General features: G+C 66.3%; 21 protein-coding genes and 1 pseudogene. 9 read left to right on the forward strand and 13 right to left on the reverse strand.

Annotated features, from left to right (window positions below):
• Nucleotides 1-23: 23 nt before the first annotated feature.
• From QOL57_RS16495 to QOL57_RS16540, 10 genes are all read right to left on the reverse strand, one after another.
• On the reverse strand, nucleotides 24-1,172 hold the full coding sequence (locus tag QOL57_RS16495) for an SPFH domain-containing protein (protein WP_089235748.1): 1,149 nt from the start codon (nucleotides 1,170-1,172) through the stop codon (nucleotides 24-26).
• A gap of 168 nt (nucleotides 1,173-1,340) precedes the next feature.
• On the reverse strand, nucleotides 1,341-1,874 hold the full coding sequence (locus QOL57_RS16500) for a lipocalin family protein (protein WP_089235747.1): 534 nt from the start codon (nucleotides 1,872-1,874) through the stop codon (nucleotides 1,341-1,343).
• A 14-nt stretch (nucleotides 1,875-1,888) separates the two neighbouring features.
• Nucleotides 1,889-2,965 carry a class I SAM-dependent methyltransferase gene (locus QOL57_RS16505; protein WP_089235746.1) on the reverse strand — a complete coding sequence of 359 codons (1,077 nt, stop codon included), beginning with the start codon at nucleotides 2,963-2,965 and terminating at the stop codon, nucleotides 1,889-1,891.
• A 5-nt stretch (nucleotides 2,966-2,970) separates the two neighbouring features.
• The gene (locus QOL57_RS16510; protein WP_089235745.1) at nucleotides 2,971-3,747 is read right to left on the reverse strand and encodes a DUF1295 domain-containing protein; all 777 of its coding nucleotides are present in this window, start codon (nucleotides 3,745-3,747) and stop codon (nucleotides 2,971-2,973) included.
• The gene (locus QOL57_RS16515; protein WP_089235744.1) at nucleotides 3,747-4,289 is read right to left on the reverse strand and encodes a DUF2878 domain-containing protein; all 543 of its coding nucleotides are present in this window, start codon (nucleotides 4,287-4,289) and stop codon (nucleotides 3,747-3,749) included. The genes QOL57_RS16510 and QOL57_RS16515 overlap by 1 nt, the downstream gene beginning before the upstream one ends.
• Nucleotide 4,290: 1 nt before the next feature.
• On the reverse strand, nucleotides 4,291-5,556 hold the full coding sequence (locus QOL57_RS16520) for a cyclopropane-fatty-acyl-phospholipid synthase family protein (protein WP_089235743.1): 1,266 nt from the start codon (nucleotides 5,554-5,556) through the stop codon (nucleotides 4,291-4,293).
• The gene (locus QOL57_RS16525) at nucleotides 5,553-6,320 is read right to left on the reverse strand and encodes a DUF1365 domain-containing protein (RefSeq protein ID WP_089235742.1); all 768 of its coding nucleotides are present in this window, start codon (nucleotides 6,318-6,320) and stop codon (nucleotides 5,553-5,555) included. Before QOL57_RS16525 ends, QOL57_RS16520 begins: the two co-directional genes overlap by 4 nt.
• Nucleotides 6,317-7,594 (reverse strand): FAD-dependent oxidoreductase, encoded by a 1,278-nt coding sequence (locus tag QOL57_RS16530; protein ID WP_089235741.1) that lies wholly within the window; start codon nucleotides 7,592-7,594, stop codon nucleotides 6,317-6,319. Before QOL57_RS16530 ends, QOL57_RS16525 begins: the two co-directional genes overlap by 4 nt.
• A 1-nt stretch (nucleotide 7,595) precedes the next feature.
• Complete coding sequence (locus tag QOL57_RS16535; RefSeq protein WP_089235740.1) at nucleotides 7,596-8,552, reverse strand: acyl-CoA desaturase; 957 nt, start codon at nucleotides 8,550-8,552, stop codon at nucleotides 7,596-7,598.
• Between the two features lie 84 nt (nucleotides 8,553-8,636).
• Nucleotides 8,637-9,404 carry a hypothetical protein gene (locus QOL57_RS16540; RefSeq protein ID WP_089235739.1) on the reverse strand — a complete coding sequence of 256 codons (768 nt, stop codon included), beginning with the start codon at nucleotides 9,402-9,404 and terminating at the stop codon, nucleotides 8,637-8,639.
• Between the two features lie 144 nt (nucleotides 9,405-9,548).
• Between QOL57_RS16540 and QOL57_RS16545 the strand changes: the two genes are divergently transcribed.
• The 4 genes from QOL57_RS16545 to QOL57_RS16560 all read left to right on the forward strand — a co-directional run bounded on the left by QOL57_RS16545 (nucleotide 9,549) and on the right by QOL57_RS16560 (nucleotide 11,914).
• The gene (locus QOL57_RS16545; protein ID WP_089235738.1) at nucleotides 9,549-10,172 is read left to right on the forward strand and encodes a sigma-70 family RNA polymerase sigma factor; all 624 of its coding nucleotides are present in this window, start codon (nucleotides 9,549-9,551) and stop codon (nucleotides 10,170-10,172) included.
• Entirely contained in the window at nucleotides 10,169-10,843 is a 675-nt protein-coding gene (locus QOL57_RS16550) for a ChrR family anti-sigma-E factor (protein WP_089235737.1), read from the forward strand. The genes QOL57_RS16545 and QOL57_RS16550 overlap by 4 nt, the downstream gene beginning before the upstream one ends.
• A gap of 19 nt (nucleotides 10,844-10,862) precedes the next feature.
• Nucleotides 10,863-11,546 (forward strand): NAD(P)H-binding protein, encoded by a 684-nt coding sequence (locus QOL57_RS16555; RefSeq protein WP_089235736.1) that lies wholly within the window; start codon nucleotides 10,863-10,865, stop codon nucleotides 11,544-11,546.
• 71 nt (nucleotides 11,547-11,617) lie between these two features.
• Complete coding sequence (locus QOL57_RS16560; protein ID WP_089235735.1) at nucleotides 11,618-11,914, forward strand: hypothetical protein; 297 nt, start codon at nucleotides 11,618-11,620, stop codon at nucleotides 11,912-11,914.
• 11 nt (nucleotides 11,915-11,925) lie between these two features.
• Here QOL57_RS16560 and QOL57_RS16565 read toward each other — a convergent pair whose 3' ends face one another.
• Both QOL57_RS16565 and QOL57_RS16570 read right to left on the reverse strand, forming a co-directional pair.
• Nucleotides 11,926-12,411, reverse strand: coding sequence for a TspO/MBR family protein (locus QOL57_RS16565; protein WP_089235734.1), 486 nt, complete (start codon nucleotides 12,409-12,411; stop codon nucleotides 11,926-11,928).
• Between the two features lie 80 nt (nucleotides 12,412-12,491).
• Nucleotides 12,492-14,687, reverse strand: a complete 2,196-nt coding sequence (locus QOL57_RS16570) for a hypothetical protein (RefSeq protein ID WP_244900596.1) — start codon at nucleotides 14,685-14,687, stop codon at nucleotides 12,492-12,494.
• 120 nt (nucleotides 14,688-14,807) lie between these two features.
• Here QOL57_RS16570 and QOL57_RS16575 point away from each other — a divergent pair, with 120 nt between their 5' ends.
• The 4 genes from QOL57_RS16575 to QOL57_RS16590 all read left to right on the forward strand — a co-directional run bounded on the left by QOL57_RS16575 (nucleotide 14,808) and on the right by QOL57_RS16590 (nucleotide 17,941).
• A complete protein-coding gene (locus QOL57_RS16575; RefSeq protein WP_089235733.1) occupies nucleotides 14,808-16,664 on the forward strand; it encodes an XVIPCD domain-containing protein in 1,857 nt (618 codons plus the stop codon).
• A gap of 133 nt (nucleotides 16,665-16,797) precedes the next feature.
• Nucleotides 16,798-17,271 carry an AraC family transcriptional regulator gene (locus QOL57_RS16580; RefSeq protein WP_089235732.1) on the forward strand — a complete coding sequence of 158 codons (474 nt, stop codon included), beginning with the start codon at nucleotides 16,798-16,800 and terminating at the stop codon, nucleotides 17,269-17,271.
• An 11-nt stretch (nucleotides 17,272-17,282) separates the two neighbouring features.
• Nucleotides 17,283-17,714: a VOC family protein gene (locus QOL57_RS16585; protein ID WP_089235731.1), complete on the forward strand. Its 432-nt coding sequence runs from the start codon at nucleotides 17,283-17,285 to the stop codon at nucleotides 17,712-17,714.
• Nucleotides 17,711-17,941 carry a hypothetical protein gene (locus tag QOL57_RS16590; RefSeq protein ID WP_089235730.1) on the forward strand — a complete coding sequence of 77 codons (231 nt, stop codon included), beginning with the start codon at nucleotides 17,711-17,713 and terminating at the stop codon, nucleotides 17,939-17,941. Before QOL57_RS16585 ends, QOL57_RS16590 begins: the two co-directional genes overlap by 4 nt.
• 83 nt (nucleotides 17,942-18,024) lie before the next feature.
• Here QOL57_RS16590 and QOL57_RS16595 read toward each other — a convergent pair.
• Nucleotides 18,025-18,764, reverse strand: a pseudogene (locus tag QOL57_RS16595) (DNA/RNA non-specific endonuclease).
• A gap of 977 nt (nucleotides 18,765-19,741) precedes the next feature.
• Between QOL57_RS16595 and QOL57_RS16600 the strand changes: the two are divergent.
• The gene (locus QOL57_RS16600) at nucleotides 19,742-20,275 is read left to right on the forward strand and encodes a sugar dehydrogenase complex small subunit (RefSeq protein WP_089235728.1); all 534 of its coding nucleotides are present in this window, start codon (nucleotides 19,742-19,744) and stop codon (nucleotides 20,273-20,275) included.
• Nucleotides 20,276-20,318 lie beyond the last annotated feature (43 nt).

Below are 20,318 nucleotides of genomic sequence, written 5' to 3' on the forward strand. Positions count from 1 at the left end.
GTGGTTGCGCGTCCTGCGTCTTCTTACAGTCCCAGCGCCTTGGCCTTCAGCGCGTCGTAGTCGGTCTGGGTGATCAGGCCCAGATCCAGCATTTCCTTGGCCTTCTTCAGCTTGGCCACCGGGTCGTCGGCAGCCGGCGCGGCCGGGGTTGCCGGCTGCTGCAGGTTGCCCGCGCCGAACATGCCCGATGCCATGCCAACGCCGACAAGGCCGGCGGCACCGCCGTTCTCGCCTGCGGATTGGATGCCCTGGGCAACGCTGGCCTGCAGGTTGGAATTGCCCCGCGAGCCGGACAAGGCATCGGCACGCTGCACGGTCTTCAGCAGTTCACGGGTGTTGGCGTCGTACTCGATCGAGACGATGGCAGTCTTGACGATGGCCAGGCCGCGGTCGGACTTCCACTGGTAGCCCTGTTCGACGGCGGCCGACAGGCTCTGCGCAAAGCCCAGCGAATCCTGCTGCAGCTTGGTGATGCGGTTGCCCTTGCTTGGATCGTTGGTGTACAGGCTGAATGCCGGCGCCAGCGAACCCACCACTTCATTGAACAGCTGGCTGGCAGCGGCGTTGTCCAGATCGGTGAAGTCGAATACCTGGCCCGGCTGCAGGTAGCTGGCCGGAACGAAGTTCTTCACGAACAGGATCGGGTCGACGATCTTCAGCGTGTACGAGCCACGGGTGACCGCGCCGACCTGGGTGTTGAGGAAACCGTCGTCCCAGTAGATTTCCGACTGGGTGCCGAAACGGTTGTCCGGCAGTTCCTTCAGCGAAACGAAGAAGGCGGCCTGCTGCGAGCCCGGCTGGCCGCCGAACTTGAAGCGCTCCCAGCTCTGCTTGATGAAGGTGCTGACCAGGCCGTCGCCGGCGAAGATCGACTGTGAGTTCAGATCGTCCGAGCGCCACTCGTAGCCACCCGGCTCGGCGACGAAGGCGGTGATCGCGCCATCCTGGAACAGCAACAGGCCGTAGCCTTCCGGCACCACGATCTTGGAGCCGTTGCTGATGATGTTGGAGGAGCCGCTGGTGTTCGAGCCGCGCCCGGCATTGGTGCCCTGCGGCACCGCCGCGAACAGGGCTGCCGTGGACGGCAGGCCGGTCGGCACGGTGTAGAAGTCTTTCCATTGGTCAGCCAGCACGCCGCCGACTGCACCCTTCACCGCTTGTACCAGACCCATGACCCACTCCCTGTAGTTGCCGGACAGGCACCACGCCTGTCGTGCTCGGCTGACTATAGAGGAGGCAGGCTACGCCCGGCTAGCGGCCGGGCGAGCCCCCATTCATCTCGTTGTGGGGCCTTGGCCCGCCTGACGCCCCAGCTGCAGCCCGTAGCACGTGCAGGCGTCTCATCGCACCGATTGCGGCACCCGGCGCAGCTTCCCGGTGTCGTACCCCATTGCCTTGATTCGGGCCACCGCCTGCTGATACTCCGCTTCGCTCACCTGCGGCGTACGCGCCATGTACCACACGTAGTCGCGCTTGCTGCGGGCCACGATGGTCTGCGTGTAGCCCTCATCCAGCCAGGCAATGAGGTACTCGGCCTGGATGGGCCAGATGAACTGCATGCCCCAGACCGCACCATTGCCATGTTTCTCCACCCGACCTACCGGGTGTATCGACTTCTGTGGCGACTGGAAGCTGCCCTTGCGGTAAGTGAAGGTGGTCTTGATGCGCCCATCGGCCTGCAGCGCATAGCTTTCCACTGCATCGAAGGCCTCGCGCTCGGGCCGCGAAGGAATGTGGGCAATGACATACCAGTCGCCCATGAAGCGGGGCACGTCCACCTTCGGTGGCAGCGGGATGGGGCGGGTGTCGTGGCTGCTGCAGCCTGCGCCGAACAGGGCCACGGCCAGCAGCGTGAAAAGTGGGGCGATACGCATGGTGGCGGTCTCCTTCAGCGCGGGCGGAACAGATAGTGGGCGACCAGCCATTGCTGACCATCGTCGTAGCCGAACAGCTCGGCGCAGGCCATCCAGAACATGCGCCAGCGCTGCCACCAGATGCGTGCGGCGGCTTCGTGGCCATAGGTCTGCGCCAGGATCGGCAGCAGCTGCTTGCGGGCGGCATCCTGGTTGGCCAGCCAATGGTTTGCGGTGCGCTGGTAGTGGGTGCCATCCAGCAGCCAGCGCTGGTCCAGCACCAGATCACGCTGGAAGTGCAGCAGCGTGTCCGCAGCCGGCATCAAGCCACCGGTGAAGAAGTGCCGGCCCATCCAGTTGTCGTCGCCCTCGGTCTCGAACGGATACATCAGCGTGCGATGGGCGAAGATGTGCACGAACAGCGCGCCGTCCGGCTTCAACCAGCGGGCAATGCGGCCCAGCAGGCGGTCGTAGTTGCGCACATGCTCGAACATCTCCACCGACACGCAGCGGTCGAATGCCGCTGCGGGCAGCTCCAGCTGGTTGACGTCGCGGGTCAGCACCTCGATGTTGCCGAACCCGCGCGCCTTGCACTGCGCCAGGATATGGTCGCGCTGGCTGTGCGAGTTGGACACGGCAGTGATGCGCGCGTTCGGGTAGCGCTCGGCCATCCACAGCGTCAGCGAGCCCCAGCCGCAGCCCAGCTCCAGGATGTGCTGGCCGTCGGCCAGCCCGGCGCGCTGCCCGTACAGCTCCAGCATCGCGTCCTCGGCCTGGTCCAGCGTCTCGCTGCCGGTGCGGTAGTAGCAGCTGCTGTACTTCAGGCGATGCCCCAGGCAGCGCTGGAAGAAGGCGGCGGGAACCTCGTAGTGCTGGCGGTTGGCTGCATCCACGTGCAGGGCGAGCGGGCTGCTGGCCAGTGCGGCAATGCGGCGGCTGAAGCGCTGCGACTGCTCCTCCATGCTGCCGGCCGATTCTTCGGCCAGGCGTTGTGCGCACAGGCGACGGATGCCCGCGCGCAGCGCCGCATCAGGCAGCCAGCCACGCTCGGCCCAGCCGGTGAGTCCGCCCTCGGTATCGGCAACCGGAGCAAGGGACGGGGTGCTGTTCATCGGAATCACTCCTTGGGGCTGCGCGGAAACCAGGGGAAGAACATCGAGGTGCTGCGCTGGTAGTCGCGGTAGTCATCACCGCGACTGCGCAGCACCTGTTTCTCGGTGAAGGGAACGCCACTGAGGTAGCGCAGGAACACGTACATCAGCACCGGCCCGGTCCATGCCAGCCACCACAGGGGTGACCCTGCTGCCAGCAGCACATAGGTGAACCAGTGCAGCCACTCGAAGAAGTAGTTGGGGTGGCGCGTATACCGCCACAGCCCTTCGCGGCAGGTGCGGCCCTTGTTGGCCGGGTCGGCACGGAAACGAGCCAGCTGGCGGTCGGCGAGTGCTTCGCCACCTACACTGAGCAGCCACACCACGAGCGCCGCTGCGATCCAGGCAGACATGTCGCTGCGCGGGTTGTTGGTCACGGCCACGAACGGCAGCGCGAACAGCACCACCAGCGCGGCCTGTGCCATGAAGAAGCCGAAGATCTTTCCCTGGTGGCCATGCCAGTGCTCACGCAGATAACGGTAGCGGCCGTCTTCCGCTTCGCTGCGCACACGCCGCCACAGATGCAGGGCAAGGCGGCTTCCCCACAGCCCACCCAGCAGCGCCAGCGCGATGCGGGGCTGCAGCGTGCCATCGCCCAGCCATGCCAGCAACAGCGCGCCTGCCGCCACACCCTTTGCCCACAGCACATCGACGATGCCGATGTTCTGGTGCCTGCGCTGCCACGCCCAGCCCCAGGCCATGATCAGCACGGCGTACAGCAGTACCCACCACACGCTGCTCATCAGGTTGCTCCAATCAATGGGGTGTCGTGGTTGCCGGGCGTTCGGCGGCGGGCCACCGCGCACAGCAGCGACAGCGCGATGCACCAGCCCAGCGCCAGTGTTGCTACGCCCTGCCAGGCCGGGGGCGTGAAATGCACCGCCTGGAATCCGCGCGCCGCAGATAGATACGCCAGCGGCGCCAGCAGGCCGAGGGCCACCGGCAGCAGCCAGTGCCGCTGCAGGAATGCCATCGATGCAGTCAGCGTCATCGCAAAGGCAGCCCACAGGGCGAGAATCCACGGTGGCGGCACCCAACCCAGCGGCGCAGCGGCGTAGTGCACGCCACCACTGGCGGCCGCGCTGCCATCCACCAGGAATGCGCAGGCCAGCGCGAGCAGCAACAAGCGCAGATCCAGACGGGGCTGCGCTGAAGTGAGCAGCTGGCTGCCGATGTATACGGTGGCTGACAGCATTGCCGGCCATTGCCAGCCCCGGCCGCCGCCGGCAACGGCGCACAGCCATACCAGCTGGTTGCCGATCACGTTGACCCAGGTGCGGCGCATGTCAGCCGGTCCGTTCGCCATGGGCATCCGCTTCGGGGCGGTAGCCAGGGCGTGCCAGCAGCAGATGGGAAACGCCGATGGAGCGCTCCAGGAAGCCACCTTCGCAGTAGGCCAGGTAGAACTCCCACAGCCTGCAGAAGCGCTCATCGAAGCCCTGCGCGTGTACCGCCGGCAACTGCGCGAGGAAGCGCTGCCGCCAGGCGCGCAGGGTCAATGCATAGGAGTGGCCGAAGTCCTGCTGGGCGATCAGCTGCAGGTCACTGGCCCGGGTCTTGGCAGCCAGGATGGCGTTGATCGAGGGAATGAAGCTGCCTGGAAATACGAAGCGCTTGATGTAGTCCACGCTGCGCCGCGCCTGTTCGTAGCGCTGGTCCTCGATGGTGATGGCCTGCAGCAGGGCCGCCCCGTCAGGCTTGAGCAGTCGCTGCAGGGTGGCCATGTAAGTGTCCAGATACTCGGCACCGATGGCCTCGATCATCTCGATGGAAACCAGTTTGTCGAACTGTCCCTGCAGGTCGCGGTAGTCCTGCATCAGCAACGTCACGCGATCCTGCAGGCCGGCCTCGTGCACGCGCTGCGCGGCCAGCGTGTGCTGCTCGGCGGAGATGGTGGTGGTGGTGACATGGCAGCCGTAATGCTGCGCGGCATGCACGGCGAAGCCGCCCCAGCCTGTGCCGATCTCGACCACGCGATCACCCGGCCGCAGTCGCAACTGCTGGCAGATGCGGTCCAGCTTGCGTCGCGACGCGCTTTCCAGCGAGTCACCGGCATCAGTGAACAGCGCCGAGGAGTACATCAGGTCCGACGACAGGAACAGGGCGAAGAAATCATTGCCCAGGTCATAGTGGGCGGCGATGTTGCGACGGCTGCCTTCGCGGCTGTTGCGCCGCAGCCGGTTCCAGCCGCGCAGCAGCCAGCCGCCGATGCGCGCCGGCCCGCGTTCCATGCCATCCAGCAGGTCGCGGTTGCGTACCAGCAGCTGCACCAGCGCCACCAGGTCGTCGCAGCGCCAATCACCGTTGATGTAGCTCTCGCCGGCGCCAACGCTGCCGTTCGCCGCCACCTTGCGGTAGAACGCGGGGTCATCGATGGTCACGGTGACCTGCAGGTCGCTTCCTGCGCTGCCCAGCTGCACCTCGCCAAACGCATCGCGCACGCACAGACGCCCGTTGTGCAGCGGCGCAAGCTGGTCCAGCAGGCGTCGGCGCAGGAACGCGTCCAGGGTGCCGGGCTGGGGCAGGGTGGCCGAGGGGGTCATTTCGTTCATCGCGGTTTCTCGGCTAGGGAAGGGTGGTCGTGCACGGGGTTGCGCTTGAGCCATAGCCGCAGCGCCTGCCAGTGGATGGCGGCGACGACCTGCGCGCTCATCAGCGGGTAGCAGGCCAATACCCGGGCAAGCCCACGGCCATCGATGGGCCGCCGCTGCATGCTCTGTGTGGCATCGAACTGGCGCTGGCCGTTGCGCCATACCTGCATGTGCACGCGCAGATCGTCCGCGGGCGCAGTGAAGCGCCAGTCATACGCGCAATCCATCGGCATGAAGGGTGAAACGTGGAAGGCCTTGTCGAACTGCCAGCGCAGGGCGCGGCCCTGCCGTATCGCAGTTTCGACCGGAAGCACGTAGGCGTGTCGCTCCTTCCAGGGCGTATTGGTGATCTCGGCGACGATGCAGTCCAGGGTTTCCCCGTCAGCCTGGTAGCAGTAGTAGAAGCTGACCGGGTTGAATACGTGGCCACCGAAGCGCAGGTGGGTCAGCAGCCGCACCGGGCCGTCGGGGCGCCGCCCCAGCGCCGTCGCGGCATGGTCACGCACTGCGTCGGCCAGGGGGGTCGCGGGATCACCCAAATAGTCGTTGCGGCGGAATTCTGCCAGGTTGCGGCGACCGACCGACCACAGCCAACGTCCGGCAAATACCTGGTCCAGCTCGTCCAGGTCCAGCAGCAGCTGCGCGATCGGGTAGCGGAACGCGTGTGCATGCGGGTGGTAGCGACGATGCTCGACGTGGCCGAAGTAGATGGCGCTGGCGCTCACGCGGGCACCTCCGCTTGCTGCTCGCTGTGGCTGCGGAATGAGCGTGCCTGCAGCGCGTCGATCACGCGGCGGGCACTGCGGATGCCGTCCTCGTGGAAACCCCAGCCCCAGTACGCACCCGCGAACCAGGTGTGGCGATGTCCCTGCACCTCGGCCCAACGCTGCTGTGCACTTACGGCGCTGTGGTCATGCACCGGATGTGCGTAGTGCAGGCGCCGCAGTACCTTGGCCGGATCGATCGCCTCGCTGCGGTTGAGGGTCACCACCAACGGAGTGTCGCCGGGCAGGCCCTGCAGCAGGTTCATGCAGTAGCTGACCGTGCAGGGCGCGGACGGATCGCGCGGCACATGCGCGTTCCAGGCCGCCCAGGCCTTGCGGTTGGCAGGCAGCAGCGAGGCATCGGTGTGCAGCACGGCCTCGTTGGGCTGGTAGCGGATCGCACCCAGCACCGCCTGCTCAACCGGATCCGCGTCTGGCAGCAGGGCCAGGGCCTGGTCGCTGTGGCAGGCCAGAATCACCTCATCGAAGCCTTCGATACCGTTCGCCGTGTGCACGCGCGCGCCCCATGGCATGCGCTCGACCGCGTGCACCGGGCATTCCAGCCGCTCGTGTACCCGCCAGCGCGCACGCAGGGCATCCACATAGCGGGCCGAACCGCCCTTGACCACGCGCCAGGACGCACGCCCGGTCATCTGCAACATCTGGTGGTTGGCCATGAACTGCACCAGGTAGCGCGCCGGGAAGTCCAGCACCTGCGCAGTCGGTGACGACCACAGCGCCGAGGCCATCGGCAGCAGATGCTCCTGCACGAACGCCTCGCCATAGCGCTGGCTGTGCAGGTATTGGCCCAGCGTAGGCCCCTTCTCCTCGCCGAGCAGCAGGGGGGCGTCACGATAGAAGCGCCGCAGGTCGGCCAGCATCCCCCAGAAACGCGGGGACACCAGGTTTCTTCGTTGGCAGAACAGGCCATCCAGCGAGGTGGCGTTGTACTCCACGCCGCTGCGCTCGCTGTGCATCGAGAAGCTCATCGTGGTGGGTTGCGAGGCCACGCCAAGTTCATCGAACAGGGCCGACAACAGCGGGTAGTGGTGCGGATTGAAGACGATGAACCCGCTGTCGACCGCCATCCTGCGTCCGTCCACCGTCACGTCGTGGGTGTGAGTGTGGCCGCCCAGGTGGTCGTTGGCCTCGAACAGAGTGACGTCATGCTCGCCGTCCAGCCACCACGCGCTGGCCAGACCAGCGATGCCAGAGCCGATGATCGCGATACGCATGTCAGTGCCTCGCCTTGGCCAGCACCCAGGCCGGGATCGGTTTGAGCCCCTTCACCAGGCCCAGCGCGGCCATGACGCGCAGGCCATACCAGCTGATGTCGATCTCCCACCAGTGGAAGCCCTGGCGCGCGGTGCCGGGGAAGAAGTGATGGTTGTTGTGCCAGCCCTCGCCGAAGGTCAGCAGGGCCAGCCACAGGTTGTTGCGGCTGTCATCGCGGGTCTCGAAGCGGCGCCGGCCGAAGCGGTGCGCCAGCGAATTGATGGTGACCGTGGCATGGAACAGCACGACGGTGGAGATGAAGAAGCCCCAGACCAGCAGTTGTGGGCCGGAGGTATGCAAGGTCGGGGCCACGCGTTCCAGTGCTGCACCGAGGCCGTACAGCGCAGCGGCCAGCAACACCGGAACCACGGTGTCGAACCGGTCCAGCCAGCGCAGCTCAGGGTATTTGGCCAGATCGGGAATACGCTGCAGATCGGTGGCAAAGGCGCCGCGGGTCAGGAACCATCCCATGTGGCTGCGCCAGAATCCGCCCTGGCGTGGGGAATGCGGGTCCTGCGGTTGATCCGCGTGGCGGTGGTGATGGCGGTGGTGGGCTGCCCACCAGAGGGGGCCACGCTGCACGCTGGCGGCACCGATGACCGCGAACACGAACTGCACGGTGCGCGATGCCTCGAAGGTGCGGTGAGAGAAGTAGCGGTGATAGAACGCGGTAATAGCGAACATCCTGATCGCGTACAGGAACACCGCGGCCGCGACGGCCGTCCAGGACACACCTACCCAGATCACCCCCAGGCAGGCCACATGCAGCAGCGCGAAGGGCAGGGCGCGCAGCCAGTCGATGCGGTCACCCTGGCCACCGTCGGCCGCCGCTTCGCTTCCGGCATCGGTATCGAACCAGCGCTGGAAGGTACGCAACAGGCGCGAACGTCTGCGGAGTGGAGGCGCTGCGGATGCCATGGACGGAAGACCGAATGAGTCGATTGCCTACCTCTACGTGTAGTAGTGCAGGTTGGATGCAGTGGATCGCATCCGTCTGTGTTTTCACTTGGTTGTCACAACGCAGCTCGATACCAGCGGCCGCTGCAGTTCATCGCGCCAGCGTTGCTCAGGTTGTTCCGTTGCGGATGCCGAGAAGCGCACGGTCACCTGCGGATAATCGCCGCGCGCATCGCGCAGATTGCTGGTACCTCGGAACTCCAGCAGACGGCGATCGGCATCGGCGTAGACCAGCGAAAGACGCGGCGCTACCGCCCCGAACCAGGTGTCAAGGCGGACATCCACCGCATGGGCGGCAAGCCCTTGCCAGCGCACCAGGCCGCGGTACTGCACCTGCACGGGATAGAAGCGCTGCCGCCCGGGCACCAGAAAGGGCAGGCTGACCGGGACTCCCCCCAGCAGCGTCTTCCAGTGGGCCCGCACGGCGGCATCGAAACCGGCGTCGATCACGGCATCCGGCGGAAGAGGCAGCTGCTTGGTTCGTGAAGGCGCGGACGTGTCTTCCTTCCAGTCGACCTGGACACCGTCGCGGCCGACCACTACGCGGGCCGCTTGACCACTGCGGGCGTCCTGCAGCACATAGCCCCGTACCTGGGCCCGCACGGCGGCGGGCATCTGCTTGCGGGCGAAAGGCTGCCCAGCAGGGCACAGGTATTCCACCCAGCGCTCGTTGCCATCGCCGGCTTCGCGCTGCCAATGCACCTCGCGGTAGGCGGTGGTTCCATTGGGCAGGGTGGCAACGCCTTCCAAACGCAACAGTGGCGCCGCGCCGGCAGCGCAGGGGGTGAGAAGCAGCAACCAGACAAGGCGCATCGGGGCGATCCACGGGAGGCTTGCCAGGCTGTACGTACGTCGGTGTAGGCTGGATGCACGCTGGCGCCCATCCGGGGTGCATCCAACCGGCGCTGCTGTGCGTAGAGGGAAGGACTCCTCTTCACTCAACGGCTGCCCCCGCCGATGTACCGTCCTCCCGCCAGCCCCTCTCTTTCCTTTGACACCGCGCGGATCGTGTCCAGTTCACAGCAGCCCAGCAACGAGCCGACGAACTGGAATGGCGAGATGGACGGCGTCGCCCGGCTGCGCGACCGTGACTGTTTCATGCGCATCTACGACCATTTCATGCCGCGCCTGTGCATCTACCTGCGCGGCCTTGGCGCACCTGCGGCGGTGGCCGAAGAACTGGCCCAGGAGTGCCTGCTGCGCCTGTGGCTGCGCGCAGCCGAGTTCGATCCCGCGCAGGGCGCGCTGAGCACCTGGCTGTACCGCATCGGCCGCAACCTGCACATCGACCGGGTGCGCCGTGAGCGCAGCTGGATGCAGGTGCAGGAGGCGGTGGAGGATGCTGCCGCTGGAGATGTCAGCGAACGCAGCAGCGCCGAACAGTTTGCCGACCATGCCCGCCTGCGCCAACGCATCAACGAGTTGCCGGCCACGCAGGCGCGCCTGGTGCGGATGTCCTATTTCGAGGCCAAGAGCCACAGCGAGATCGCACAGGCGCTGGGCATGCCGTTGGGTACGGTCAAATCGCACCTGCGACGAGCGTTCCTGCAGTTGCAGTCGAAGGTCGGGGGTGCATCATGAATCCGCACCATCACCTGCATGAGTCGACGTTGATGAGCTACGCCGCCGGTGCCCTGCCGACGCCCTTGAGCATCGTCGCCGGCACGCATCTGGAACAGTGCCCGCACTGCCGCCAGCGGCTGCGCGAAGCAGAGGCCATCGGTGCCGCACTGCTGGAGCAGACCCAGCCGCCGGCAGCTGAGGTGCGGCGGGCAGGGCTGCGCGACGCGATGCTTGCGCAGCTCGGTGAGGACCACGCCGGCATCGTTCCGAGCCCGCTGCGGTCGATGCCGCCGGAACGGCCCGAGGCCGACCCGGACCATCTGCCGAAGTCGCTGCATCCTTACTTTGGCGATTCGCTGGGTCGGCTGCACTGGCGGTGGATGGCGCCCGGTGTGCATTGCATCCGCGCCGAGCAGATGCCTTCGCTGATCATGCTGAAGATCGCGCCGGGCAAATGCCTGCCGATGCACAGCCACGGCCGCAGCGAACTGACACAGATCCTGCGAGGCTCCTACAATGATGCGCTGGGGCTGTTCGCGCCGGGCGATGTTGCAGACCTGGACGAGGACGTCGAGCACCAGCCTGTAACGGCGCCTGGTGTACCGTGCATCTGCGTTTCCGCGCTGGATGCGCCGCTGGTGTTCAGTGGTTGGCTGGCCCGCAAGATCCAGCGCTTCGTCAAACTCTAGTCTTCTTCAAGGTCAACGCATGCACGAAACACGCCCGCTGCGGATTCTGCTGACCGGTGCAACCGGACTGGTCGGGCAGGGCGTTGCCCGTGCCTGCCTCGCTTCGCCGCAGGTTGCGCGGACCGCAGCCCTGGTCCGCAGCAAGGCCGGGCTCGATGCTCGAATCGAGCAGATCGTGCTCGCGGATTTCCAGCAGGCCCGCAACGTGAGCCCGCAGTTGGCCGGATTCGATGCCTGTTTCTACTGCGCCGGCGCGCCACCGGTCGGCACCGCCGAGGATGAGTATCGGAAGGTGACGTTCGATGCGACCCTGGCTGTTGCTGCAGCGTGGGCGGAAGCGAATCCGGACGGCCGATTCCTGTATGTCTCTGGCGCCCACGCCAATCCACACAGCCGGATCATGCCGCTGCGCATCAAGGGTGAGACCGAGGTCGCGCTGGCGCAGCTCGCGGTGCGCACCGTGATGCTGCGTCCAGCCGGGGTACGCCCGGTGGCGGGAACCGGCACCCGTCATGCGGCATTGAAGCCGCTGTACCGCTTTGGCGGCCCCTTGATGGCTGCGGCGGGCCGCGTCCTGCCTTCGCTGGTGGCCAGCAACGAGGCCATCGGCCGCGCGATGATCGTGCTGGCGACGATGCCTGACCCGCCAGCAGTGCTGGAATGTGCGCAGATCAATCGACTGGGTTCTGCTTCCGCAGACTGAGGACCGTGGTGCACATCTGCTGCACATCGCGGCGACTACAGTCGAGGCTCCTCCTTCTGTGACGCATCGACGTGAACCTGCAGCCATCGTCCTCTCCGCTTCGCCCCTCGCGTCCAGCGCCTGACAACGGCCGTTTCGACCTGCTGGATGTCAACGCGCTGCAGGATCCCGGCAGCGGCCGCATCGTTCATCTCTATTCGCTGGTGGCGCGCTGCCTGTCCTGCGAGCTGGTGTTCAAGGCGCAGGAAGGCGATGGACTGGTCAGCACCTCTGCCGCACGCGTACTGCGTTGTCCGACCGGCTGCGGCGAGCAGGCTTTCAGGGGCAGCGTGCTGCGCCAGTGGCAGCAGGCGCCACACGCTCTGTAAGCATTGCCCGGCTAAAGCACGCCCGGATTGGCCTGCCACACGGCGTAGTTGAGCGCGCTGGCGAACGCCACCCATGCCAGGTAAGGCAGCAGCAGCCACGCGGCTGCCGGGCGCACGCGATGGAAGGCGACCACCGTGGCCACGATCAGCACCAGCAACAGCAGGATGTCCGCAAACGCCAGCGCCCCCTGCTTCCAACCGAAGAACAGCCAGCTCCACAACACATTGAGAGCCAGCTGCAGCAGGTAGAGCACCAGCGCAGGCGTGGCCGCGCGCCATCCGTCCTGGCGCCAGACCAGCCACGCGGCCAGCGCCATCAGCGCGTACAGCACCGTCCACACCGGACCGAACACGCTGGCAGGCGGCGCCCATGCAGGCAACGTGAGGCCTGCGTAGAAGTCCGCCGCAGAAATGGAGGCGCGTGCACCCAGCGCGGCAGCCAGAAAAGTAACCACGGCCCCGCCCAGAAGACCAACAACCTGCCTGCGGACATTCATGGTGTATCTCCTCCTGCACTGCCACCGGTTGTGACAGCGCGTTGTACGCAGTTGCGTCGTGACTGGATGCAGGCGCCCGGTCAGTCGGCTGTGCCACCGGTGCCGGACTGCGCAGGGGCTGGCAACAACGCAGGCCGACCGTCGAACCACTCCCGCGCGCCGGCCAGATGCCATTGCCGGCGCTGGCCATCCAGTTCGATGCCGGCGCCCAGCAGGCCCCAGCGCAGGTAGAGGTCGCCGCGCTTGCGCTGGTCCAGCAGATCCAGCCGCGCACGCAGCGAAAGACGCTCGTTTTCCGCTTGCAGCCCATCCAGCACCAGATGCCCGGCCCGCCAGCGCAGTCGGGTATGCGCGTCCACCTGGCCGGAATCGAGCAGGGACAACGCCCAGCGCGGGTAATCGCTGCGCTCGGCGAACAGCGCCAGCAACGGGCCGGCGTCGCGCATGGCAAGGTCCGCACGCGCGTCCACCTGGAAGGGGGACTGCGCATCGATGTCGCCGCGGGCGATGGTGACACGGCCCCACCACGGTTGTGGTCGCTGCTGGTCACCGACCTGCACGTTGCGCAGTTCGATCACGCTTCCGCCCAGATCGAACCGGCGCTGGCTGAAATCGCCACGCTTCAGCCTGCCATCAACCCGGGCGTCGCCCTGCAGGTCGAGCCCGGCCACCTGAAGGCGTGCGCGTTGACTGCGCAGGCGGACACTGCCGTTGCCGACCCGGCCCTGGGTATCAAGGTGAGCATCGCCGCTCACCTGGCCGGCGCCTCCCAGCAGCCGCACCTGGCCGCTGCCCAGATAGCGGTTGTAGGCGGTGAGGTCTGGAATGGTCGCGTCATCGAAGTGCAGCTGCGCACGCACACCCTTGCGCAGCTCGCGCAGGCGGCCGTCACCGGTCAGTGTCAGCGCCAGGTCGCGCCCATCGAACAGCGTGGCACCTTTGGCGTTGCCCGCACGGGCATTGAACGTGGGAAGCTTCACTGCCAGCACGGCGCGAGTCGGCGTGCCGGCCTGCAGTTGCCCATGCGCGCTGGCCGTTCCCTGCATGTGCACGCCGGCGACCTCGGCCACCGCCCGCGCCGCGGGAATATCGACGCTGCTGCCGGCGGCCAGCTCGCCGTTCTGCAGGCGCAGGTCCGCGCGCAGCACGCCGCCGCCCTGCAGCTGGAACCAGGGCTTCTGCACGAACAGTGCGGGAATCCAGTTGAGCGAGGTGAAGGTCCATTCGCCCTTGACCGTGCCGGAGGTGCGCCCCAGCACCTCGCTGGGATCGTCAAATGGAAGGTGTCGCCCGGCAATGATCAGATCCGCGTCCAGTGCAGCACCGGTGCCATCGCGCTGCGGCAATCGCGCCTGCAGACGGATATCGCGAGCGGCATCCAGCTGTATCGCCAGCGTTCCACGGTCCGGTGCGCCGGCCCCTACCTGCAACGGAACCCGCCAGACGGCATGGCTGCCCGGCTGCAGGGCGCCCTGGTCAAGGGTAAGCGAGGCCTGCAGCTGCCCCGGTACGGCGGCGCTGGCAACGGCGGGTCGTTGCGTGTCCGTATCCAGGCGCAATCCCTGGCTGCGCGCCTGTACCTTCAGCACTGCGTGCAGCAGGCCCAGCTTTTCCAGGCCCGGCGCTTGGTCACGGTAGTGCCGTGGATAGGAGAACTGCGACTTCAACTGCATGTCGCCGAGCAGCTGGGTGCCGTCAATGCTCATATCGGCATCAGCGAACGCCACCTCCGAGTCCAGCAGCTCCGATGGCCCGCCGCGCAGCTGCTTGACGAAGCCGACCGTGCCGCTGCCTTCGCCGACGATCAACAATTTGCCGGCGCGGAAGCTGCGGATGCTCTCACTGTGAATGGCATCGAATCGCAACGTCCAGCCGCGATCGCCGCGCGGAGGTGAGGGGATCGCCTCATCCACCCGCGCGATCTCGGCGGCTACACCGGTCGCGTGCAGCGACGGCACGCGCACCTCGCGCTCGAACAGTGGCAACAACGCCAGACGTGCACTGGCCCGGTCTGCGCGCAGCACATACACCGTGTGATTGACGTGGCCGCGCATCTGCACGTTCCAGGCGATCACATGGCCCGGCAGCAGCGTGATCGCGGGCCCGGTTGTCATCACGAACTTGTGCGGCTTGCGATTGGTGACCTGATCGAACAGCGGCGTGTTGAGAAAGACATTGCCCGCGAGCAGGTACAGCAGATACAGGCCCAGCAGATAAGGCAGGAGCTTGCGGGCATGGTGGAGCCATCGCTGCGGGCGGGCGAGGGAGCGGGGCATGGACCCTCGGCAGGGAATGGGATGGCCATCACTATCGTGGATGCTGCTGCGGCGCGATGTGAACGTGCCGCGCGCCCTGCGCCCTATAATCAGCGCGTCTCTGTTCAAGGAGGTCACGGCATGAATGCCCAGACCAGCAAGGAAGGCGCAACCCCGGATGCGCCGCGCGATGCCGCCGCGGCGTCGTTCGATCCGACTTACACCTCGGCCAACAGCGAGGTCCGCGCCGCCGCCGGCGGTTACTCGGTCACGTTGAACGAGGGTGACGGCGCGTTGAAAGTGGGTGCCGAGCAGAAGCGTGCAGCGTCCAGTCTTGCATCGCAGTTCCAGGGCACGTCGCTGAACATGGCCGGCAGCCCGACGCCCGATGGCGGCAGGGATTACCTGCTGACGATGGAGTCGGTGGTCGGTGCAAGCGTGAAGGGTGCCGGTTTCCAGGACACCAGCAGCACCGGTGTACGCGGGCGCTACAGGGTCACCCTGCCCAGTGACGCCCTGGACGTCGATCCCACACGCATCAACCCGTTTGATCCGCAGACCATTCCCAAGGGCGGCAGCATCACCCTTGATGGTCAACAGTTCACCGGCACCGCGCTGGAAGGCAGTTTCCGCAACATTGCCATGCAGAGCCAGACGACCGAGGCGAGCGGTGCCAGCTACCGTGTGGATCGCTTGGATGATGGCCGGGTGCGCGTTACCACCGGGCCGAACGAGGCGGTCGAGGCCTTCAATGGCATCGGCTTCAGCGCAGGCAGGTTCAGCGCGATTGCTGGTCGCCAGGACGCACTCGGTCACTCCGCCGTCCGCACCGCCACCTTCAACCTCGATCACGCCGAGGGCCGCCAGGCCTATGAACACTTCATCGACAACGGCACGATGAACAGCCAGACCCCGGGCGTGCAGGATCTGGCCACGGTCGAGCGAATGGGCATGAGCTCGCAGACCCGTTTGAAGGTCGGCTACGGCGACACGTTTGGCATGGATCTGGCGGGTGCACGCAACAGCGGTGATGTGGTGCAGGTCAGTCGCGAAGATGGCAGCCGCACCGAGCTGCGCAGCGTGCAGTACAACGGCAACCTGCCGGCATCCCGGATCAGCACTTACGGCGCCGATGGCCAGGAGGATACGGCGCAGCGCCGCTACGAATTCACCTTCGACCTGCGCGGGCACGCGCAGGGCGAACAGATTGCCGGCATGGTCAACGCGGCGCTGTCCGGCGACCCTGCCGGTGATCGCGGGCCAATGAAGGCCGGCGAACTGAATACCCTGAGCTTCAGTGAGGCCCAGATGCGCACGTTGATGGAGCGCACCCAGTCGATGGTCAAGGACAACCCCATGCTGGGGCCATCGTGGCAGGTGCTTGCAGAGGACGGCAGCGGCAAGCCGCAGCAGGACGTGGACGCCTTTGCCCTGGGGCTGGCGCGCAACCAGGGGCAATCCACCTACGGCATGGCCGAGCGCATGTTCCACATCGCCGCGGCTGGCGGCAAGGATCTGCAGAAGATCGACGCTGCCGTGCAGGGCGAACACCTGCAGTCACTTGCGCCGCCGTCACCGCTGCTGCCCCGGCAGGACCCCCGGCACACTGCCAGCCCGGACCATGGCATGTGGCTGCAGAGCCAAGGCGCGGTCAGCAGCCTCGATCAGGCGATGGGGCGACAGCCGGATGAAATGAGCGAACGCCTTGGCATGGCACTGCTGGTAGCGGCCAAGGACAAGGGCATGCAGCGGATTGACGAGGCCGTGCTCAGTGACGACGGCAGGTATGCATTTGCGGTGCAGGGCCAGCCGCACGCCGCGGATCGACAGATCGCCCGCACCGAGACCGCGCAGGCGGTGGCGACGCCGGTCAGCGAGCATGTGCGTGAACTGCAGGAGCAGACGCAGTCGGCAGCGGCCCAGCAGCCAAGCCCGCAGCAGGAGCGGGAACAGGAGCAGTCTGCGCGTGAGCAGTCGGCCCGTGTCATGGCGCACTGAGTTGAGCGTTGGTGTAGGGGTGAACATCCCTGCGCCAATCCGCAGCGGAATCTGCCTCGGGCACACGCTGCTGCGCGGACGTCGACCAGGGGATTGACCCCGCAGGCGGCACGGCTCAGGCTAGGCCGCACCTATGGCCGCCAACGCCCCTCAGAGTCCGGAACTGCTGCGCCGCCTGCTGCGCGCAAAAGATCACATGGATCGAGCCAGCCATGAAGACTGGCCGGTGGCACGGCTGGCACAGGTCAGTGCGGTGTCCACGGCCCATTTCGCGCGTTCCTTCAAGGAGGCGTTCGGAGTGCCGCCGCACCGCTATCTGCTCAGTCGACGCATCGAGCGGGCCGTCGCTCTGTTGCGCGATACCGACCTGCCGATCACCGAGATCGCGTTGCAGACTGGCTGGGCCAGCCTGGGCACCTTCGGCCGGATCTTCCGCGACATCACCGGCGACAGCCCCGGCGCCATCCGCGACCGCCAGCGTGCAAGCGCCCCGGCGCAGGACCTGGTTCCCGAGTGCCACGCCCGTGCCGCGCAGCGTCCGGACCTGAAGATCGCAGTTTTGGAGAAGCGCCGCCGCAGCGGCCTTGTTAGCGTAGATCCCACCTGAGGGAGGATCCTATGACTGGCATGGTGAATATGGTCGGCCTGTATGTGCATGACCAGGACGCAGCGCTCGATTTCTACGTCAACAAACTCGGCTTCCAGGTGCACACCGACGTGGGCAGCGGCGACTATCGCTGGCTGACGGTGCATTCGGGCGACGAGGCCGGTTTCCAGCTCGGGCTGTTCAAGCCGGGGCCGCCGGTGCACGACGCAGCCACTGCGCTGACCCTGCAGCAGATGGTGGCCAAGGGCGCGATGCCGCCGCTGGTGTTGGCGGTGGACGATTGCCGCGCCAGCTACAAACAACTGCTGGCTCGTGGCGTGGAATTCAACCAGGAGCCGGTGGAGCGCTACGGTGCGGTGGATGCCGGATTCCGTGATCCGTCCGGCAATGGCTGGAAGATGATCGAGCGCCCTGCGAAGACTGCCGCGAGGAAGCCGCAGTGAGGGCCGGCGGCTGGGCTCGTCCCGTGCACCGCTGGACGTCCATCGTCTTCACCCTGACGGTGATCGCCAATTTCGTGGCGCGCTGGACGGGGCAGGGCGAACCCCCGGCGTGGGTCACATATTCGCCGCTGCCGCCGTTGTTCCTGCAGCTGTTCACGGGGCTGTATCTGTTTGCGCTGCATTACCGGCGCGGAGCTCTCGGTTCGCGCGCCGACACTGTACCTTGAGGCGGCCCAGCAGAGGGGCACCCAGGCTTAGCTGGCAAGCGTGATGGGCCCGGCGAAGCGCACTCCGCCGGGCCGTTGGACACTCAGCTCAGATCGCAACCGCTGGGCAGCGGCCAACTGGCGCTGGGCAGCATGTTCTTCAGCGACGCCGGTGCGTTGATCGCCACGTAGCTGGCGCCCAGCAACTCTTCCAGATCCGCGATGGTGACCAGATAGCTGTCCAGGCTGCCCAGTCCCGTTTCATTGGGAATGATCCAGCTGATGGCCTTGGCGGTGCCGGTGTTCGGATCCTTGGTGATGATCGTCTTCCAGAAGAATTCCGGTGTCGGAATGCCATGGCTGGACAGGAAATAGTCATTGGACGCATCGCCATAGACAACGCCGCCATAGACGTCGACCGGGGCGATGTCCCGATAGCACTCGGCCACGTTCTCGGCCTTCACCCAGATGCCCTGGTTGAAGCTGGACACCTGCGGCACGATGTTGGTCATGTAGTTGGCGCGGCGGATGTAGGTGGTGTCGTAGTCCATGTGGTTGGACGTCACCAGGTGGCCGCGGTCATAGCCGGACTGCACGCTGGCATAGGAGGCAGTGCTGGTCTGGCCGAGGCAGCCGGCCGGCAGGTCCGGGTCCTTGTAGAAGCTGGACGGGCGGGCGGCCGAGCCGGTGTCAGCCACCAATGTGTATTCGTATCGGGTCGCGCTGTGGATGCTGCAGTCATAGGTCAATACGAATCCGCCCTTGTTGAGGGTCACGACCTGGCATGTACGGCACCGGCAAAGGTGCTGAAAACAAGGGCAAAGAAGAACGTGGCAAGGCGCATTGCGGATCTCCATGGGTATGGGCAAGGCGCAGCCGTCCACCACGGCAGGCCAGGCCTTTCCGTGTGAAGGACGATGCGGTGACAGGTATTGGGGACGCGACCCGGCCGTGGCCGGTACTGCCTGGGATCTCGACCGCGGAAGGGCACTAGGAATAGTGCTGCGGTGTCGTTAGCGTCATTTGTTGACGCCAGCAGGTCAACGACCAAAGTGCGAAGGTGTGACTGCGCGCAAGCACTGGGCTCCTGTCAGATCAGGGCACCCATGCATGAAAAGAAGAGCTGCTAGTGGCGTGGCCGTTGCCTGGGCGATACCTGTCCGCAGTGGGCGTGCCGACGATCAGCGTGACGCATCCCGGCCGGGTAAGCCGATGCCCGTAGCGACCGCGCAGCGCTGACGCCGTGATCCAAGCCAAGGCAGAGTCGAGTGTTCCCTGCCACAGATATTGGATCCAGCATCCATCCGGCAGCTGGAGGGCGACCTTTCCAGGCCTAACGCTTTGCAGGAGGCTGCGGCGGGGCATCCTTTCCGTCGTTGGCGTCCGTTCCCGATGCCTGGTCCTCGGAGGCTGCGGTCCCGCTACCGCCGCCGGGCACGTTGCGCGCCGGCTCGCTGCCCGCTGGTGCGGTTTGCCGAACCGCATCGGCATGCTGTGCCTGATCGGTCCGTTCGCCTTGGCCGCAGGCCGACAATGCCATCACCGCCACGGCACAGAGCAGTAGTACCCGCATGGCCAGACTCCAGAGTGGGAAACCCCCTTGTTTCTAGCGGTGAGAGCGTAATCCGGGCGTGACGGGGCCGCGTTGCCACCAGCGAAAATCCGCCTCCTCCGGCACTGAAAGGGAGCGCACCTGGCCCTTGTATCGCCCCTCCCACTCACCCCGCGACGACGAGCAGGTGCGTTACAGTTTCGCCTGTAGGTGCCCCCCGCGTCGCGGTCCGGGGCAGCCGAAGAAGTGACGCATCAGGAGTCCACATCATGAGTGTTCCCGAGGGATTGGAAGGGAGTGGGCAAGGCCTGACGCGCAGAGCCTTCCTGCTGGCGGTCGGCTCGGCTTCGTTGCTGGTGGCCTGCAACGGCAAGGTGCCAGCAACCGCTGCCAGTGCCGCCCCAGCAAAGCCGGCGGACGGGCGCTTTCTGCAGTTGTCGCAGGCGCTGACGGGCAAGACCGATCTCGATCCGGCGACCGCCGGCCGCATCGAAGCCGCATTCGCCAAGCTGCATCCCGAGATGCACGCCCGGTTCCCGGCACTCGCGGCCAAGGCGCAACAGGCACAAGGCCCCGAAGCACTGCTGGCTGCGGCTGGCGACGCACGGCCCACAGCGCTGGCCATCATCACTGCCTGGTACACCGGCAGCGTCGGCAAGGGCCCGCAGGCCATCACCGTTTCCTATCGCGACGCGCTGATGCAGCGCCCCGTGGACGATGGTCTATTCCCGCCGACCTACGCACAAGGCGGCCCTGCGTGGTGGACGGCTGCGCCGCCGCCGACGGTACGAGCGCACGGCTGAGCCAGCGCTTTCATCTCTTTCCCGTAATTGATCTGGATTCCCC

The organism is Stenotrophomonas sp. yr243, from assembly GCF_900184195.1.
Classification (GTDB): domain Bacteria; phylum Pseudomonadota; class Gammaproteobacteria; order Xanthomonadales; family Xanthomonadaceae; genus Stenotrophomonas; species Stenotrophomonas lactitubi.

What these genes read in the sequence shown, in the direction of transcription:
- QOL57_RS16495 (WP_089235748.1), bottom strand. Translation starts at nt 1,172, where the DNA reads ATGGGTCTGGTACAAGCGGTGAAGGGTGCAGTCGGCGGCGTGCTGGCT.
- QOL57_RS16500 (WP_089235747.1), bottom strand. Translation starts at nt 1,874, where the DNA reads ATGCGTATCGCCCCACTTTTCACGCTGCTGGCCGTGGCCCTGTTCGGC.
- QOL57_RS16505 (WP_089235746.1), bottom strand. Translation starts at nt 2,965, where the DNA reads ATGAACAGCACCCCGTCCCTTGCTCCGGTTGCCGATACCGAGGGCGGA.
- QOL57_RS16510 (WP_089235745.1), bottom strand. Translation starts at nt 3,747, where the DNA reads ATGAGCAGCGTGTGGTGGGTACTGCTGTACGCCGTGCTGATCATGGCC.
- QOL57_RS16515 (WP_089235744.1), bottom strand. Translation starts at nt 4,289, where the DNA reads ATGCGCCGCACCTGGGTCAACGTGATCGGCAACCAGCTGGTATGGCTG.
- QOL57_RS16520 (WP_089235743.1), bottom strand. Translation starts at nt 5,556, where the DNA reads ATGAACGAAATGACCCCCTCGGCCACCCTGCCCCAGCCCGGCACCCTG.
- QOL57_RS16530 (WP_089235741.1), bottom strand. Translation starts at nt 7,594, where the DNA reads ATGCGTATCGCGATCATCGGCTCTGGCATCGCTGGTCTGGCCAGCGCG.
- QOL57_RS16535 (WP_089235740.1), bottom strand. Translation starts at nt 8,552, where the DNA reads ATGGCATCCGCAGCGCCTCCACTCCGCAGACGTTCGCGCCTGTTGCGT.
- QOL57_RS16540 (WP_089235739.1), bottom strand. Translation starts at nt 9,404, where the DNA reads ATGCGCCTTGTCTGGTTGCTGCTTCTCACCCCCTGCGCTGCCGGCGCG.
- QOL57_RS16545 (WP_089235738.1), top strand. Translation starts at nt 9,549, where the DNA reads ATGTACCGTCCTCCCGCCAGCCCCTCTCTTTCCTTTGACACCGCGCGG.
- QOL57_RS16550 (WP_089235737.1), top strand. Translation starts at nt 10,169, where the DNA reads ATGAATCCGCACCATCACCTGCATGAGTCGACGTTGATGAGCTACGCC.
- QOL57_RS16555 (WP_089235736.1), top strand. Translation starts at nt 10,863, where the DNA reads ATGCACGAAACACGCCCGCTGCGGATTCTGCTGACCGGTGCAACCGGA.
- QOL57_RS16565 (WP_089235734.1), bottom strand. Translation starts at nt 12,411, where the DNA reads ATGAATGTCCGCAGGCAGGTTGTTGGTCTTCTGGGCGGGGCCGTGGTT.
- QOL57_RS16570 (WP_244900596.1), bottom strand. Translation starts at nt 14,687, where the DNA reads ATGCCCCGCTCCCTCGCCCGCCCGCAGCGATGGCTCCACCATGCCCGC.
- QOL57_RS16575 (WP_089235733.1), top strand. Translation starts at nt 14,808, where the DNA reads ATGAATGCCCAGACCAGCAAGGAAGGCGCAACCCCGGATGCGCCGCGC.
- QOL57_RS16580 (WP_089235732.1), top strand. Translation starts at nt 16,798, where the DNA reads ATGGCCGCCAACGCCCCTCAGAGTCCGGAACTGCTGCGCCGCCTGCTG.
- QOL57_RS16585 (WP_089235731.1), top strand. Translation starts at nt 17,283, where the DNA reads ATGACTGGCATGGTGAATATGGTCGGCCTGTATGTGCATGACCAGGAC.
- QOL57_RS16600 (WP_089235728.1), top strand. Translation starts at nt 19,742, where the DNA reads ATGAGTGTTCCCGAGGGATTGGAAGGGAGTGGGCAAGGCCTGACGCGC.